Genomic DNA, 14,752 nt, shown 5'->3' with positions numbered 1-14,752 from the left:
GTTAACCTGTTGCGCGTCCAGCGAGGAGGCGACGGTGACGTCTGGCGTCGGGGCGTTGTGGTCGCACCGCAACTCGCTGCGCATCCTCGTCAGGCGCGACCTCGCGGTGAAGTACCAGCAGTCGCTGCTCGGGTACCTCTGGTCGCTGATCGAGCCGCTCGGCATGGGCGCGATCTACTTCTTCGTCTTCGGGGTGCTCTACTCCGGTGACACCAGCCGCCACCTCGGGCAGGCCGCCGGGTCGTACCCGCTGTACCTGATCACCGGCATCTTCGCCTGGATGTGGACCAGCTCCGCGCTGAGCGAGGCGACGAACGCGCTCACCGGCCAGGCCCGGCTGATCACCACGATGAACGTCCCGCGCCAGGTCTTCCCGATCGGCCGGATCGCCGGCCGGTTCGCCGAGTACGCCGCCGGCCTGCCGATCCTGGCCGCCATCGCCGCGGTGTACGCCGCGCAGGGGAGGATCCACCCCGGTTGGTCGCTGCTGGCCCTGCCGCTCGCCGTCGCCGTGCAGGGGATGCTGCTGGTCGGGCTCGCGCTGCTGCTGTCGGCGGCGAACGTGCTGATGCGCGACATCGAGCGGTTCATGCGGCTGGTGATCCGCCTGCTCTTCTACGCCACCCCGATCATCTACCCGCTCAGCCTCGTGCGGGAGTCGGCGGCGCCGGGCTGGGTGAAGGTCGCGTACGAGCTGAACCCGCTGGTCGGCATCTTCCAGCTGCACCACGCGATCTGGTACCCGGACCAGTTCCCGGGCGCCCGGCTGCTGGCCACCACGATCGCCGTGAGCCTGCTGGTGCTGGTCGCCGGCTGGTGGGCGTTCCGCCGGCTCGAACCAGCCGTGCTGAAGGAACTGTGATGGCGGAGCCGATCATCGAGGCGGAGGGCCTCGGCATCCGGTTCGTCCGCAACCGCCGCCGGCAGCTGCGGCTGCGGGAGTTCTTCATCCACCGCGGCGGCCGGTCCGCCTCGTCCGGCCAGTTCTGGCCGCTGCGGGACGTCTCGTTCCAGGTCGCGGCCGGCGAGACCGTCGGTGTGGTCGGCCGCAACGGCACCGGCAAGAGCACCCTGCTGCGGCTGATCGCCGGGGTGCTCATCGCCGACGAGGGGCGGATCCGGGTCCGGGGCCGGGTGGCCCCGCTGCTGGAGTTGTCCGCCGGCTTCTCCAACGACCTGACCGGCCGGGAGAACCTGTACCTCGTCGGCGGGCTGCACGGGCTGTCGTCGGGCTACCTGCGGCGACACTTCGACGAGATCGTGTCCTTCGCCGGCGAGCAGGTGGAGCGGGCCATCGACACGCCCGTGCGGCACTACTCGTCGGGCATGAAGGTCCGGCTGGGCTTCGCCATCATCTCCCACCTGCCGCACCCGATCCTGCTCATGGACGAGGTGACCGCGGTCGGGGACGCGGAGTTCCGGCGGAAGTGCTATGCGACGATCGACCGATTGCTCGGGGAGGGGCGCACACTGGTGCTGGTGTCACACAACGAAAAGGATCTGACCCGGTTCTGCCGTCGGGGGCTGTACCTCGACGCCGGGCGGCTGACCGTCGACGGGACGATCGCCGAGGCGCTGGACGCGTACCACACCGCGGTCCCGCGGTGACGCTCGCGATCGTGCTCGCCGCCGGTGCCCCGGCCGCGGGCCTGCCGACGGGTGACGGGCGCACACTCGCGGACCGGCTGGCCGACCAGTGGCGCCGGGCCGGGGCGACCCAGGTGCGGCAGGCCGCCGACCTGACGGAGTTGGCGGACCTCGTCGACGTCGCCGCCGGGCCGGTCATCGTCACGGGGGCGGACCTGGTGGCGCACACCGCCGTACTGCGGCACCTGGCCACCAGCCCGGTCGGGCCGACGGTGGCGCTGGTGCTGACCGACCCGCCGGCCCCCGGGCAGGCCGCCGTGCGCGAGGAGCGCGGCCAGGTGGTCGACGCCGGGCCGGCCGGGCGGCTCGACGGGGCGACCGGGGTGTTCGGGGGGGCGCTGCGGGTGGGCGTGGACGACCTGCCGGCGCTCGCCGCCGCCGCCCGGGCCGCGGCCGTCGCCGCCGACGCCGGCCCGTCGGCCGGGCCCGTCGTGGACCGGCTGTTCACCGGCCTCGCCGCGCTCGGCACCCTGACCTTCGCCCACCGGGTACGCCTGCTCGTCGCCCACCGGGTCGCCGACCCGGCCGGGCTGGCCGCCGCCGAGGCGGCGCTGCGCGGGGTGGACGAGGACCGGGCCGAGCTGAAGCTGTCGGTGAAGGAGAAGGACGACTTCTTCACGACCTTCTTCGTCAGCACCTGGTCCCCGTACGTCACGAAGGCCTCGGCCCGGCTCGGGCTCGGCCCGACGGCGGTCACCATGATCTCGGTGGCCTTCGCGGTGGCCGCCGCGGTGCTGTTCGCCGTCGGCGGCGGGCGGCCCGCGCTGGTCGCCGGCGCGGTCCTGCTCTACCTCGGCTTCGTACTGGACTGCGTGGACGGGCAGCTGGCCCGCTACACGCGGAACTTCAGCGCCTGGGGCGGCTGGCTGGACACCATGGCCGACCGGGCCAAGGAGTACGTGGCCTACGCGGGCCTCGGCTACGGGGCGACCCACGCCGGGTTCCGGTACGGCTGGGCGCTGGCGATCGCCGCGATGACGTTGCAGACCGTCCGGCACATGACCGACACCTGGTACGGGGTGCTGCACGACGAGGCGGCCCGGCGGCCGAAGACCGTCGGCGCCGGGGGCGGCGGCATCGGCGACAGGCTGAACGCCGCGTCGACCCGGGTGCAGGCGGACACCGGGTCGCTGTCGTACTGGCTGAAGCGGACGGTGGTGTTCCCGATCGGGGAGCGCTGGGCGCTGATCGCGCTGACCGTGGCACTGTTCGGCCCGCGGGTCGCCCTGATCGCGGTGCTGGTCTGGGGGGCGCTCGCGTTCGCGTACACCGGGGCCCTGCGTACCCTGCGGGCCCGCTGGATGTGGGTGCCGGTGCTGGACACGGTGGACGCCACCCTGCACCGCGACGACGGCCCGCTGGCCGCCCGGCTGCCGGCGCTGCGCCCGGTGGGCCCGCTGACCCTGGCGGTCGTCGCCGCCCTGGGCCCGGCGGCGCTGCTGGTCGCGGCCCTGCTGCGGGCGGGCGGCGACGGCGACCCGGCCGGACTGCGCTGGTGGCTGCCGGTGGCCCTGCTGGTGCTGCTGCTCGCCGGCCTCGGGGCCGGGGCGGCGCACAACGGGCCGCTGGACTGGCTGGTGCCGGCCGCGCTGCGGGCCGGGGAGTACCTGTTCGCGATCGCCGCCGGTGTGGTCGGCGGCGTCCCGGCCTGGCTGGTCTTCGGGTACGTCCTCGTGCTCACCCTGCACCACTACGACCTGACGGCGCGGCTGGAGAAGCGTCAGGCGGCCCCGCCGCTGCACGGCGCGACGCTCGGCTGGGACGGGCGTTCCGTGGTGCTGGGCGTGGCGGCGATCGCCGGTTTCGCGGGGATCGTCATGGCTACACTCGGTGCGTACCTGCTCGTGCTCTTTGTCGGGAGTGTGGTCCTGGCCTGGGTCGTCCTGCCCGCCCGCTCCCGGCGGGCCGCGGGCGCCCCGGCGGTCGGAGGTGTCCGCTCCCCGGGCTGACGGAGGGGCCGGTCGATGCCGCTGATCAGCTTCGTCGTACCGGCCTTCCGGGTGCAGGCGTACCTGCGGGAGTGCCTCGACTCGATCCTCGGCCAGCCGTTCGACGACGTCGAGGTGATCGGCGTCGACGACCACTCGCCGGACGGCAGCGGCGACATCCTGGCCGGGTACGCGGACCGCGACCACCGGGTCCGCGCCGTCCGGCTGCCGCGCAACGTCGGCCTGGGTCCGGCCCGCAACGCCGGGCTGGACCTGGCCGCCGGCGAGTACGTCTGGTTCGTCGACGGCGACGACTGGCTGGCCCCGGACTGCCTGCCCGAGCTGGCCGCCCGGCTCCGGGCCACCCGCCCCGACGTGCTGCTCGTCGACCACGTCCGGGTGCACTGGGACAACCGGGTCGTGGGCAGCGCGCTGGCCGAGGTGTTCCCGGCCCCGCCGGGGCCGGTCACGTTCCGGCTGCGTGAGCGGCCGGAGGCGATGCGGCTGTTGCACACGGCGTGGAACCGGCTGGTCCGCCGGCGGTTCCTGGTGGACCTGGGCCTGCGCTTCCCGCCCGGCTGGTACGAGGACGTCCCGTTCAGCTACCCCGTGCTGATGGCCGCCGAGCGGATCGGGGTGCTGGACCGGGTCTGCCTGAACTACCGGCAGCGCCGGGCGGGGGCGATCACCCGGACGCGCGGGGACCGGCACTTCGAGGTGTTCGCCCAGTGGCACCGGGTGTTCCGGCTGATGGACGAGTGGGGGATCGAGGACCTGCGCCCGGCGGTCTTCGAGCGGATGATCTGGCATTACCTCACGGTGCTCGGCAACGGCGACCGGATCGCCCCCGAGTTGCGGCCCGCGTTCTTCGCCCGGATCACCGCCGACCACGCCCGGTGGCGGCCGCCCGCCGGCGCTCCCGTCCCACCCGGGGTCGACGGGCTCAGGCACCGGCTGGTCGCCGCCGGCCGGTGGCGCACGTTCAGCGCGCTGCGGGCGGCCCACCAGGCCGGGGAGGCCGCCCGGCGGCAGGTCCGCCGGCTGGCGCCGGTGGCCCGCCGGGCCGCCCGGCTGGGCCGGGACGCGGCGCTGCGTGAGTACTACCGGGCCGAACTGACCCGGCCGATCGACCCGACGCTGGCCGTGTACGCCGCCTACTGGTACCGCGGCTACGCCTGCAACCCGGCCGCGATCTACGAGGCGGCCCGCCGGCTGGCCCCGCATGTGCGCGGGGTGTGGATCGTCCGGCGGGACCGGGTGGACTCGCTGCCGTCGGGCGTGGAGTACGTGGTGGCCGGCAGCCGGGAGTACCACCGGGCGCTGGCTCGGGCGAGGTGGCTGGTCAACAACGTCAACTTCCCGGACTTCGTCCGCAAGCGGCCGGGCTCGGTGCACGTGCAGACCCACCACGGCACCCCGGTCAAGGTGATGGGGCTGGACCAGCAGCGGTACCCGCTCGGCGCGGTCGGCATGGACTTCGGCGACCTGCTGCGGCGGGTGGACCGCTGGGACTACAGCGTCTCGGCGAACGCCTTCTCCACGCAGATGTGGGAGCGGGCGTACCCGGCCGCGTACACCACCCTGGAGGTCGGGTACCCGCGCAACGACCGGTTGGTCACCGCCGGCCCCGACGAGGTGCGCGAGGCGCGGTCCCGGCTCGGCCTCGCCCCCGGCGACCGGGTGGCGCTGTACGCCCCGACGCACCGCGAGCACCTGCCCGGCTACCGGCCGCCGTTCGACCCCGGGTTGCTGCTGGACTCGCTCGGCCCGGCCGGGCGGCTGCTGGTGCGCAGCCACTACTTCCACGACCGGGACCGGCGTCACCGGGCCACCGGGCCGGTGCTGAGCGCCGGTGGCAGCAGGGTGCTGGACGTCAGCGACCACGACCGGATCGAGGACCTCTACCTCGCCGCCGACGTGCTGGTCACCGACTACTCGTCCGCGATGTTCGACTACGCCGTGCTGGACCGGCCGATCGTCGTGTACGCGCCGGACTGGGAGGCGTACCGGCTGGCCCGGGGCGTCTACTTCGACCTGCTCACGGAGCCGCCCGGGGCGGTGGCGACCAGCTTCCCCGCCCTGCTCGACCTGTTCCGTTCGGGGGCGGTCGACGCCGCCGCCGCGACGGCCGCCCGGCGGCGGTTCCGGGCCAGGTTCTGCGCCCTGGACGACGGGCACGCCGCCGAGCGGGTGGTCCGCCGGGTCTTCCTCGGCGAGCCGGCCTGACCTGGCCCTCGTCGGGCCCTCCGGATCGGGCCGTAATAGGTCTGTTATTGGCCGAACATGGCACGTTCACCCGATGCGCATAATGGCATGATCCTGGTCACATTCTCTTTTGGGGTTCTGGCCGACGAGCTGTGGGAGGTGACGGTGACCACCGTCGCGCTCAAGGATGTGACCAAGGTGTTTCCGGACGGCACTGTCGCCGTGGACGCCATCAACCTGGACGTCAACGACGGTGAGTTCATGGTCCTGCTCGGCCCCTCCGGGTGCGGGAAGTCCACCGTGCTGCGGATGGTGGCGGGCCTGGAGGAACCCAGCTCCGGGGCGGTGCTGCTCGGTGGCGAGCTGGTGAACGACCTGCCGCCCCGGGACCGGAAGATCGCCATGGTCTTCCAGGACTTCGCGCTCTACCCGCACATGTCGGTGGGGGACAACATCGCCTTCCCGCTGCGGCTGGCCGGGGTCGATCCGGCGCCGCGCGACGAGCAGGTCGCCGGCGTGGCCAGCGCGCTGGGCATCGGCGACGTGCTGGCCCGCAAGCCCAGCCAGCTCTCCGGCGGACAGCGGCAGCGGGTCGCCATGGGCCGGGCCATCATCCGACGGCCGGGTCTGTTCCTGATGGACGAGCCGCTGTCCAACCTGGACAGCGGCCTGCGCGCGGAGCTGCGGGCGGAGATCTCCGGCTTGACCCGCGAGCTGGGCGTCACCACCATCTACGTCACGCACGACCAGGCCGAGGCGCTGACGATGGCCGACCGGGTGGCCATCATGCGCCGGGGCGTGCTCCAGGACGTCGGCACCCCCACCCAGGTGTACGGGCGCCCGGCCACCCTCTACGTCGCCGCGTTCCTCGGGAGCCCCCGGATGAACCTGCTGGAGGCGTCGGTCTACGTGCACCTCGACCGGTACGTCGCGCTTCATCTCGGCGACCAGGCCCTCTACCTGCCGTGGAACGACATCCGCACCCGCGCGGTCGCGCACTACCACGGCGAGCGGATCGTGGTCGGCATGCGGGCCGAGGCGCTCACCCCGGTCTCCCCGGACGCGCCGGGCGACGTGCTCCGGGGCCGCATCCGCTACCTGGAGCACCACGGGCACGAGTCGCTGGCCTTCCTCGACATCGGGGCCACCGCCGTCGTGGTGGACGAAATGGGCGGCCCCGCCGACTCCGGCTCCGCGGAGCAGCGCGGCCGGCGCCGGCTCGGCCAGGTCGTGCAGCGGCTCACCGGCCGGGTCGGCGAGCCGCCCGCCGAGCCCACCCCGCACGACCGGCGGACCAGCGTGCTCAGCGACCCGGGCCGGCACCACCGCCGCGCGGCGGAGCTGACGGTGCGGCTCGCGCCGTACCCGGCCGTCGCCGCGGGCCACCCGCTGGCCATCTCCGTACGCATGGACGCCCTGCACTTCTTCGATGAGCGCGGGGACCGGATCGACGTGGGCTGGCGCTGAGCCGCGCGGCGGGGCGGCGGCCCGGCCCCGGGGGCCTTGCCCGCGAAGTTACCGGGGAGTAGCGTGCGGGCATGACGATCGACTCCCGCCAGGTCGCGGCCGGCATGCTGGAGGCCGTGCCCTTCGCCCGTACGCTCGGCTTCGAGTTCGTCGAGGTGGCCCCGGAGGCCGAGGGCGGGGTGCGGGCCGTGGTCCGGCTGCCCGACTCGCCGGCCGTGCACAACCACGTCGGCGGCCCGCACGCCGGGGCGATGTTCACCCTCGGCGAGACGGCCTCCGGGACGGTGGTGATGGCCGCGTTCGGGCAGGTGCTCGACCGGGCCGTGCCGCTGGCGGTACGGGCGGACATCGCGTACCGGAAGCTGGCGATGGGGCCGGTGCGGGCCACCGCGCGCCTCGGCCGGCCGGCGCCCGAGGTGATCGCCGAGCTGGAGGCCGGCCAGCGGCCCGAGTTCCCGGTCGAGGTCGAGATCGCCACCGAGGACGGCACGCCGACGGGGGCGATGACCGTGGTCTGGACGCTGCGCCCCAACCGCTGAGCCCGTCGCCTCCGGGCGAGCCGAAACAGGTTTGCCGGGTCCGGCCGGTGGATAGATTCGTACCGTGCTGGGCCTGCCTGCTCACGTGACCGCCTGTCTCTTCGACCTGGACGGTGTGCTGACGCAGACCGCCCGGGTGCACAACGCCGCGTGGGCCGAGACGTTCGACGCGTTCCTCCGGCGGCGCGCGGCCGAGACGGGGGAGCCGTTCCGGCCGTACGACCCGGGGGCCGACTACAACCGGTACGTCGACGGCAGGCCCCGGGCCGACGGGGTGCGCTCCTTCCTCGCCTCCCGGGGGATCACCCTCCCCGAGGGCTCGCCGAACGACCCGCCGGACGCGGACACCGTCCACGGGGTCGGCAACCGGAAGAACGCCGTCCTGCTGCGGCGCATCCGCTCCGACGGGGTCGAGGTCTACCCCGGCTCGGTGGCGTACCTGCGGGTGGCGGCCGAGGCGGGGCTGCGCCGCGCGGTGGTGTCGGCGAGCGCCAACTGCCGGGAGGTGGTCGCGGCGGCCGGGCTGGAGCCGCTGCTGGAGGCCCGGGTGGACGGGCTGGTGGCCCGCGCCGAGGGGCTGCGCGGCAAGCCGCACCCGGACACCTTCCTGGCCGGGGCGAGGCTGCTGGGCGTCGAGCCCGCGCAGGCCGCCGTCTTCGAGGACGCACAGGCCGGGGTGGCCGCCGGCCGGGCGGGCGGGTTCGGCCACGTGATCGGCGTCGACCGGGTGGGCCAGGCCGACGAGCTGCGGACGCACGGCGCGGACGTCGTGGTGACCGACCTCGCCGAGCTGATGGACGGGAAGGCGCCGGCATGATCCGCGAGCGCGCCTATCCGGTGGAGCCCTGGCACGTCCGGGAGACCCGCCTCGACCTGGACGTGCTGGCCCAGTCCGAGTCGGTGTTCGCGCTGTCCAACGGGCACATCGGCCTGCGCGGCAACCTGGACGAGGGCGAGCCGCACGGCCTGCCCGGCACCTACCTGAACTCCTTCTACGAGCTGCGGCCGCTGCCGTACGCGGAGGCGGGCTTCGGCTTTCCCGAGTCGGGCCAGACCATCGTCAACGTCACCAACGGCAAGCTGATCCGGCTGCTGGTCGACGACGAGCCGCTCGACGTCCGGTACGGCGAACTGCTCTCCCACGAGCGGATCCTCGACCTGCGGGCCGGCACCCTGCACCGGAAGGTGCACTGGCGCTCCCCGGCCGGCCGGGAGGTGAAGATCCGCAGCATCCGGCTGGTGTCGTTCACCCAGCGGGCGCTGGCCGCGATCAACTACGAGGTCGAGGCCGTCGACGGGCCGCTGCGGTTGATCCTGCAGTCGGAGCTGGTGGCGAACGAGTCGCTGCCGGCGCAGAGCCGCGACCCCCGGGTGGCGGCCGTCCTGGAGTCGCCGTTGCAGTCCGAGGAGCAGCTGACCACCGACGACGGCGGGCTGCTCATCCACCGGACCAAGGTCAGCGGGCTGCGGGTCGCCGCCGCGATGGACCACGACGTGTACGGCCCGGAGCACACCACCCTTGAGACCGAGGGGCACGAGGACTGGGTGCGTACCACCGTCGGGTGCGTGCTCGCGCCGGGCCAGGCGCTGCGGGTGGTCAAGTATCTGACGTACGGCTGGTCGAGCAAACGGTCGCTGCCGGCGCTGCGCGACCAGGTGGGCGCGGCCGTCGCCGCGGCCCGGCTGGACGGCTGGGACGGGCTGCGCCGGGAGCAGCGCGAGTACCTCGACGAGTTCTGGGACGCCGCCGACGTGCGGGTCGAGGGCGACCCGGAGGTGCAGCAGGCGGTCCGGTTCGGGCTGTTCCACGTGCTCCAGGCGGGCGCCCGGGCCGAGCGCCGGCCGATCGCCGCCAAGGGCCTGACGGGCCCCGGGTACGACGGGCACGCGTTCTGGGACACCGAGATGTTCGTGCTGCCCGTGCTCACCTACACCCAGCCCTCGGCGGTGCGCGACGCCCTGCACTGGCGGCACTCGACGCTCGCGCAGGCGCGCGAGCGGGCCCGCACGCTGAACCTGCGGGGGGCGGCCTTCCCGTGGCGGACCATCGAGGGGCCGGAGTCGTCGGCGTACTGGCCGGCGGGGACGGCCGCGTTCCACATCGCCGCCGACGTGGCCGACGCCCTGCGCCGCTACGTGCAGGTCACCGGGGACGACCAGCTGGAGCGGGACATCGGCCTGGAGCTGTTCGTCGAGACGGCCCGGCTGTGGCGCTCGCTGGGGCACCACGACCGCATCGGCCGGTTCCACGTCGACGGGGTGACCGGGCCGGACGAGTACACGGCGGTGAAGAACGACAACATCTACACCAACCTGATGGCGCAGCGGAACCTGTTGACCGCGGCGGAGTGCACGATGCGCCACCGCGACGAGGCGTTCGACCTCGGGGTGACCGAGGAGGAGGCGGCCGCCTGGCGGGACGCGGCGCACGCCATGAACGTGCCGTACGACGACGAGATCGGCGTGCACGAGCAGGTGGAGGGCTTCACCCGGCTGCAGGAGTGGGAGTTCCCGCAGACCCCGGCCGAGAAGTACCCGCTGCTGCTGCACTACCCGTACTTCGACCTGTACCGCAAGCAGGTGGTCAAGCAGGCCGATCTGGTGCTGGCCATGCACTGGCGGGGGGACGCGTTCACGGAGGAGGAGAAGCGGCGCAACTTCCTCTACTACGAGCGGCGCACGGTGCGCGACTCGTCGCTGTCGGCGTGCACCCAGGCCGTGATCGCCGCCGAGGTCGGCTACCTGGAGTTGGCGCACCGGTACCTGCGCGAGGCCGCGCTGATGGACCTGCACGACCTCAACGAGAACACCCGCGACGGCGTGCACATGGCCTCGCTGGCCGGGGCGTGGATCGCCCTGGTCGCCGGCTTCGGCGGGCTGCGCGACCACGAGGGGCTGCTGACGTTCGCGCCCCGGCTGCCGAGCCGGCTCAGCCGGCTGGAGTTCTCGTTGCAGTGGCGGGGGAAACGACTGCGCGTCGACGTCCGGCCGCACCAGACGACGTACGCGCTGCGGCACGGCCACGAGGGCGACATGCTGGAACTGCGGCACCACGGCGAGAAGGTGCGGGTGACCTTCGCCGAGCCGGTCACCGTGCCGGTGCCGCCGGCCGGGCCGCCCGGCCCGGAGCCGGAGCAACCGCCCGGCCGCGCCCCGCTGCTGCACCTGCCCGAGGAGGGTAGCTGAGCCCCGTCCCGGGTGCCGTGGCGCTGCCGTCCCGCCGCAGCCTCGGGTGGCTTGGGCGCCGCAGCCTCGGGTGGCTTGGGCGCCGCAGCCTCGGGTGGCTTGGGCGCCGCCGCCTCGGGCGGGCGTCGGGCGCCCACCCGAGGCGGAGCGGTCAGAACTGCGGGCCGTTGGAGGGGCGCCCGGCCGCGTCGCGCGGCGCCATCGCGCGCGGATCGTCGCCGGTGCGGGCCTGCGCCGCCTCGTCCGCCCAGTCCCGGCCGCGCTCGTCCTCCTGTGCCCGCCGCTCCCGCTCGGCGGTCTGCTGCCTGGACCTGTCGTCCTGCTGTCGACCCATGACGATCCTCGCGATCCGTCGGGGCGCGCCTGCGCCGGTGCTGCGGTCACCCCGGGCCTTCCCGATCGGCCCGCCCGCAAACGGGCGGCGCGCCCGCCCGCCGCGCTCAGGGTTCGAGGTGGCGGGCGAAGCTCAGCCGCAGGTGGTTCTTCGGCCGGGCGCCGACGATCGAGCCAACCACCTCGCCGCCGGAGAACACCAGCAGGGTCGGCAGCGACATCACCCCGTACGCCCGGGTGGTCGCCGGGTTCGCGTCCGTGTCGACCGTGACCACGCTCAGCCGGTCGCCGAACTCGTCGGCCAGCTCGGCCAGGCTGCGCGACACCGGCCCGCAGGGCGGGCACCACTCGGCCCAGAAGTCGACCACCACGGGCCGGTCGGCGGCCAGCACCGCCTCGGCGAACGTGGCGTCGGCGACGGCGGTCAGCGGGCGGGCGCCCGATTCCTGAAGCATGTTTCCTCCCGGTGCGCGATGGCCTGGCCGAGCTGGTCGTGCAGTTGGCGCCGCACCGCGCCGAGCCGGTCGAGGTAGGCGTCCACCTCGGCGAGCCCTCCCAGCGCGGGCCTTCACCCCCGCCCTGAAGGGACGGAGCGCTGGCCCGCATTCCGGTAGCGCAGCGTCCGGGTGCTGGTTCCGGCGCGTTCGGCCAGCTCACCGATCAACATGGGACCTCCTTCGCCCGTCCCCGACCGCCACGCTAAACCTTGCCGCCGGTGTCAACGCAACGGGCGAGTCCGGGCCGCCGGTGTCGACGCGACGGCCGAATCCCGGCCGCCGGTGTCAACGCAACCGGCGAATCCCGGCCGCCGGGGCGGGTATGCGGGCAGGGACCGGAGGAGAGGGGGCGGGATGGCGACGCGCGGACGGGCGGGTACGACGACCCGCGGCGGCGAGATGACGATTCCGGCGGGGGGCGCGCGGCTGCCGGCCGACGTGCACGTCCCGGACGAGGCGACGGGGGTGGTCCTCTTCGCGCACGGCAGCGGCAGTTCGCGGCACAGCCCGCGCAACGTCGCCGTCGCCCGCGTGCTGCACCGGCGGGCGCTGGCCACCGTGCTGGTCGACCTGCTCACCCCCGAGGAGGAGCGGGTCGACGTCCGGACCGCCGAGCTGCGGTTCGACATCGGGATGCTCGCTGACCGGCTGGCCGCGATCGTGGACTGGATGGCCGACGAGCCGACCCTGGGCCGGCTGCCGGCGGGCCTGTTCGGGGCCAGCACGGGGGCGGCGGCGGCCCTGGTCGCGGCGGCGGCCCGCCCCGAGCGGGTGAGCGCGGTGGTGTCCCGCGGCGGACGCCCGGACCTGGCGGGCGAGGCCCTGTCCCGGGTGCACGCCCCGACGCTGCTGCTGGTCGGCGGCCTGGACGAGCAGGTGATCACCCTCAACGAGCAGGCCATGGTCGAGCTGGGCTCGGTGGGCGAGCTGCGGATCGTGCCCGGCGCGACCCACCTGTTCGAGGAGCCGGGCACCCTGGAACAGGTCGCCGACGCCGCGGCCGACTGGTTCGCGACCCACCTGCGCCCGTCGGGCTGACCCGCCGTCCCGGGCCCGCCGCGCCGGTCACCCGGGCGACTCCTCGACGGCGGCCCGCCGGTGCCGCTGCACGGTGTCGACCACCCGGTACGCCACCGCGGTGATCGGCACCGCGACGAACGCCCCGGCGATGCCGGCGATCAGCGTGCCGGCGGTCACCGCGATCAGGATCACCGCGGGGTGCAGCCGCACCTGGCGCTTCATCACCAGCGGCTCCAGCAGGTTCCCCTCGATCTGCTGCACCGCGATCACTGCGGCCAGGGTGAGCAGCGCCACCCCCGGCCCCTTGGCGGCCAGCGCCACCAGGACGGCCACCGCCCCGGCCAGGGTGGCGCCGATGATCGGCACGAACCCGCCGAGGAAGGTGATCAGGGCCAGCGGCAGCGCGAGCGGCACCCGGAGCAGCGCCAGGGACACGCCGATGCCGATGGCGTCGATCGCCGCGATGATCATCGTGCCCCGGCTGTACGCGCCGAGCGTTCGCCAGCCCACCCGCCCGGCCTCGGCGACGACCTGCCGGTTCGGCCCGGTCATCCGGCGCAGCGTCCACCGCCACATCGACCGGCCGTCCTTGAGCAGGAAGAACAGCAGCACCAGGGCGAACAGGGCGAAGCCGGCCACCTCGGCGGCCGTCCGGACCCCGCCGACCGGGTCGCTTCCGCCGAACGCCTGGCGGGCCTGCCGGACCAACTGGTCCAACTGCTCGTCGCTGACCGGAAGCGTCGACGTGACGAAGTCCCGGGCGCGTTCGAGCCCCTGGCCGAGTTCCCCGCTCAGCTCCCCGAACTGGCTGGCCGTCAGGTTCCACACCAGCACACCGACCCCGACGAGGACGCCGAGCAGCAACAGCACGGTGAGCAGGGCGGCCGGCGCCGGCGGCAGCCGCAGCCGGCGCAGCAGGAGCAGCGCCGGGTCGAGCAGCGCGGTGAGGAACAGGGCCGCGGCCAGGGCGACGGCCAGCGGGGCCAGCAGCGCGGCGATCTTTCCGAGCAGGTAGAGCCCGGCGACGACCACCACCAGGCAGGCGCTCCACACCACCGCCGAGCGGACCAGCCAGGGCAGCGCCGGCCACGTCTGCCGGGGCCCGGCCGCCGCCCGGCGGCCGGGTCGGTTCTGCCCGGGCGTCCCCTCGGGCGTCGGGGGTGCCGGGCCGCCCTCCGCGCCGGGCGTCCCGTCGGGCGTCGGGGGTGCCGGGCCGCCCTCCGCGGCGGGCGTCCCGTCCGGTGTCGGGCGTGCCGGGGTGCTCTCCCCGCCCGGCGTCGTCTCGGGCGTCCGCCCGGCACCGTCCTCGACCATTTCGGCCCTCCTCGATCCGCCACGTCCGTACCCGGTCGGCGGCTCTCCGACACCCCCGCCGGCGGCGCCCTCGTCCGCGCGGGGGACGGCGGACGAGTTCGCCGGAAGCGCCTCGGAGCGGCCCGGTTCGCAACCGGAGGGGCAGCCCGGTACGCCCGGGAGCTGCGGTCCGTTCGCAACCGGAGGGGCGGCCGGTTCGCCTGGAGGGGCGGCCCGGTTTGGCCGGTGGGACTCAGGGAACGCTGCCGGACGGACCGAGTGGAGGAGGCCGCGATGAGGGACTTCATGGACAAGGCCGAGGACTTCGTCGACAAGCACGAAAAGCAGGTGGACGAGGGCCTCGCCAAGGCCGGCAGGGAGGCCGACAAGCGCACGGGCGGCAGGTACCGCGAGCAGATCGACAAGGGCGTCGAGGCGGCCCAGCGGCGTACCGGTGGCGGGGACGCCCCGCCCCGCTGACCCCGTACGCCCCTCCCGGGTCGCCGGAACGCGGTGGCCCGGGAGTCGCGCGTCCGGCCACGGTGCCCGCCGGACGCCTTTTCCCGCGTCGCACGAAATCCAGCCCCGTCACTGGCCCGGCATCGATTTCGTGACTACCATCCGCATTCGGGGCATG

General features: G+C 74.5%; 13 protein-coding genes. 10 read left to right on the top strand and 3 right to left on the bottom strand.

The window, feature by feature from the left end; all coding sequences use genetic code 11:
• Nucleotides 1-34 precede the first annotated feature (34 nt).
• The 8 genes from ACGFIZ_RS19045 (at nucleotide 35) to ACGFIZ_RS19010 (ending at nucleotide 10,972) form a co-directional block, all read left to right on the top strand.
• Nucleotides 35-862 (top strand): ABC transporter permease, encoded by an 828-nt coding sequence (locus tag ACGFIZ_RS19045; protein WP_393420913.1) that lies wholly within the window; start codon nucleotides 35-37, stop codon nucleotides 860-862.
• Complete coding sequence (locus ACGFIZ_RS19040; RefSeq protein WP_393420911.1) at nucleotides 862-1,608, top strand: ABC transporter ATP-binding protein; 747 nt, start codon at nucleotides 862-864, stop codon at nucleotides 1,606-1,608. Before ACGFIZ_RS19045 ends, ACGFIZ_RS19040 begins: the two co-directional genes overlap by 1 nt.
• Complete coding sequence (locus tag ACGFIZ_RS19035) at nucleotides 1,605-3,596, top strand: DUF5941 domain-containing protein (RefSeq protein WP_393420909.1); 1,992 nt, start codon at nucleotides 1,605-1,607, stop codon at nucleotides 3,594-3,596. The genes ACGFIZ_RS19040 and ACGFIZ_RS19035 overlap by 4 nt, the downstream gene beginning before the upstream one ends.
• Before the next feature lie 15 nt (nucleotides 3,597-3,611).
• Nucleotides 3,612-5,801: a CDP-glycerol glycerophosphotransferase family protein gene (locus ACGFIZ_RS19030; protein WP_393420907.1), complete on the top strand. Its 2,190-nt coding sequence runs from the start codon at nucleotides 3,612-3,614 to the stop codon at nucleotides 5,799-5,801.
• An 87-nt stretch (nucleotides 5,802-5,888) separates the two neighbouring features.
• Nucleotides 5,889-7,247 carry an ABC transporter ATP-binding protein gene (locus ACGFIZ_RS19025; RefSeq protein ID WP_393420905.1) on the top strand — a complete coding sequence of 453 codons (1,359 nt, stop codon included), beginning with the start codon at nucleotides 5,889-5,891 and terminating at the stop codon, nucleotides 7,245-7,247.
• 71 nt (nucleotides 7,248-7,318) lie between these two features.
• Entirely contained in the window at nucleotides 7,319-7,786 is a 468-nt protein-coding gene (locus ACGFIZ_RS19020; RefSeq protein WP_347667195.1) for a DUF4442 domain-containing protein, read from the top strand.
• A gap of 64 nt (nucleotides 7,787-7,850) precedes the next feature.
• Complete coding sequence (locus tag ACGFIZ_RS19015) at nucleotides 7,851-8,603, top strand: beta-phosphoglucomutase family hydrolase (protein WP_393420903.1); 753 nt, start codon at nucleotides 7,851-7,853, stop codon at nucleotides 8,601-8,603.
• On the top strand, nucleotides 8,600-10,972 hold the full coding sequence (locus ACGFIZ_RS19010) for a glycoside hydrolase family 65 protein (RefSeq protein ID WP_393420901.1): 2,373 nt from the start codon (nucleotides 8,600-8,602) through the stop codon (nucleotides 10,970-10,972). The genes ACGFIZ_RS19015 and ACGFIZ_RS19010 overlap by 4 nt, the downstream gene beginning before the upstream one ends.
• A 151-nt stretch (nucleotides 10,973-11,123) precedes the next feature.
• Here ACGFIZ_RS19010 and ACGFIZ_RS19005 read toward each other — a convergent pair whose 3' ends face one another.
• Complete coding sequence (locus ACGFIZ_RS19005; RefSeq protein ID WP_347667198.1) at nucleotides 11,124-11,306, bottom strand: hypothetical protein; 183 nt, start codon at nucleotides 11,304-11,306, stop codon at nucleotides 11,124-11,126.
• A gap of 106 nt (nucleotides 11,307-11,412) precedes the next feature.
• Nucleotides 11,413-11,760, bottom strand: coding sequence for a thioredoxin family protein (locus tag ACGFIZ_RS19000; RefSeq protein ID WP_393420899.1), 348 nt, complete (start codon nucleotides 11,758-11,760; stop codon nucleotides 11,413-11,415).
• Nucleotides 11,761-12,156: 396 nt separating this feature from the next.
• On the opposite strand from ACGFIZ_RS19000, the gene ACGFIZ_RS18995 reads away from it, so the two are divergent.
• Entirely contained in the window at nucleotides 12,157-12,840 is a 684-nt protein-coding gene (locus ACGFIZ_RS18995; protein WP_393420897.1) for a dienelactone hydrolase family protein, read from the top strand.
• Nucleotides 12,841-12,867: 27 nt separating this feature from the next.
• On the opposite strand, the gene ACGFIZ_RS18990 is transcribed toward ACGFIZ_RS18995, so the two are convergent.
• Nucleotides 12,868-14,136, bottom strand: coding sequence for an AI-2E family transporter (locus ACGFIZ_RS18990; protein WP_393420895.1), 1,269 nt, complete (start codon nucleotides 14,134-14,136; stop codon nucleotides 12,868-12,870).
• Between the two features lie 273 nt (nucleotides 14,137-14,409).
• Here ACGFIZ_RS18990 and ACGFIZ_RS18985 point away from each other — a divergent pair, with 273 nt between their 5' ends.
• Entirely contained in the window at nucleotides 14,410-14,595 is a 186-nt protein-coding gene (locus ACGFIZ_RS18985) for an antitoxin (protein WP_393420893.1), read from the top strand.
• The last annotated feature ends 157 nt before the right edge of the window (nucleotides 14,596-14,752 follow it).

Origin of the sequence: Micromonospora sp. NPDC048830 (assembly GCF_043198215.1) — a bacterium.
Taxonomy (GTDB): Bacteria; Actinomycetota; Actinomycetes; order Mycobacteriales; family Micromonosporaceae; genus Micromonospora.
Note: the sequence above shows the minus strand (reverse complement) of the source record. Positions and strands in the feature narration are given on the sequence as shown.

Coding starts and splice junctions, on each gene's coding strand:
- ACGFIZ_RS18995 (WP_393420897.1), top strand. CDS start 12,157: ATGGCGACGCGCGGACGGGCGGGTACGACGACCCGCGGCGGCGAGATG.
- ACGFIZ_RS18985 (WP_393420893.1), top strand. CDS start 14,410: ATGAGGGACTTCATGGACAAGGCCGAGGACTTCGTCGACAAGCACGAA.
- ACGFIZ_RS19020 (WP_347667195.1), top strand. CDS start 7,319: ATGACGATCGACTCCCGCCAGGTCGCGGCCGGCATGCTGGAGGCCGTG.
- ACGFIZ_RS19040 (WP_393420911.1), top strand. CDS start 862: ATGGCGGAGCCGATCATCGAGGCGGAGGGCCTCGGCATCCGGTTCGTC.
- ACGFIZ_RS19010 (WP_393420901.1), top strand. CDS start 8,600: ATGATCCGCGAGCGCGCCTATCCGGTGGAGCCCTGGCACGTCCGGGAG.
- ACGFIZ_RS18990 (WP_393420895.1), bottom strand. CDS start 14,136: ATGGTCGAGGACGGTGCCGGGCGGACGCCCGAGACGACGCCGGGCGGG.
- ACGFIZ_RS19005 (WP_347667198.1), bottom strand. CDS start 11,306: ATGGGTCGACAGCAGGACGACAGGTCCAGGCAGCAGACCGCCGAGCGG.
- ACGFIZ_RS19000 (WP_393420899.1), bottom strand. CDS start 11,760: ATGCTTCAGGAATCGGGCGCCCGCCCGCTGACCGCCGTCGCCGACGCC.
- ACGFIZ_RS19030 (WP_393420907.1), top strand. CDS start 3,612: ATGCCGCTGATCAGCTTCGTCGTACCGGCCTTCCGGGTGCAGGCGTAC.
- ACGFIZ_RS19025 (WP_393420905.1), top strand. CDS start 5,889: ATGATCCTGGTCACATTCTCTTTTGGGGTTCTGGCCGACGAGCTGTGG.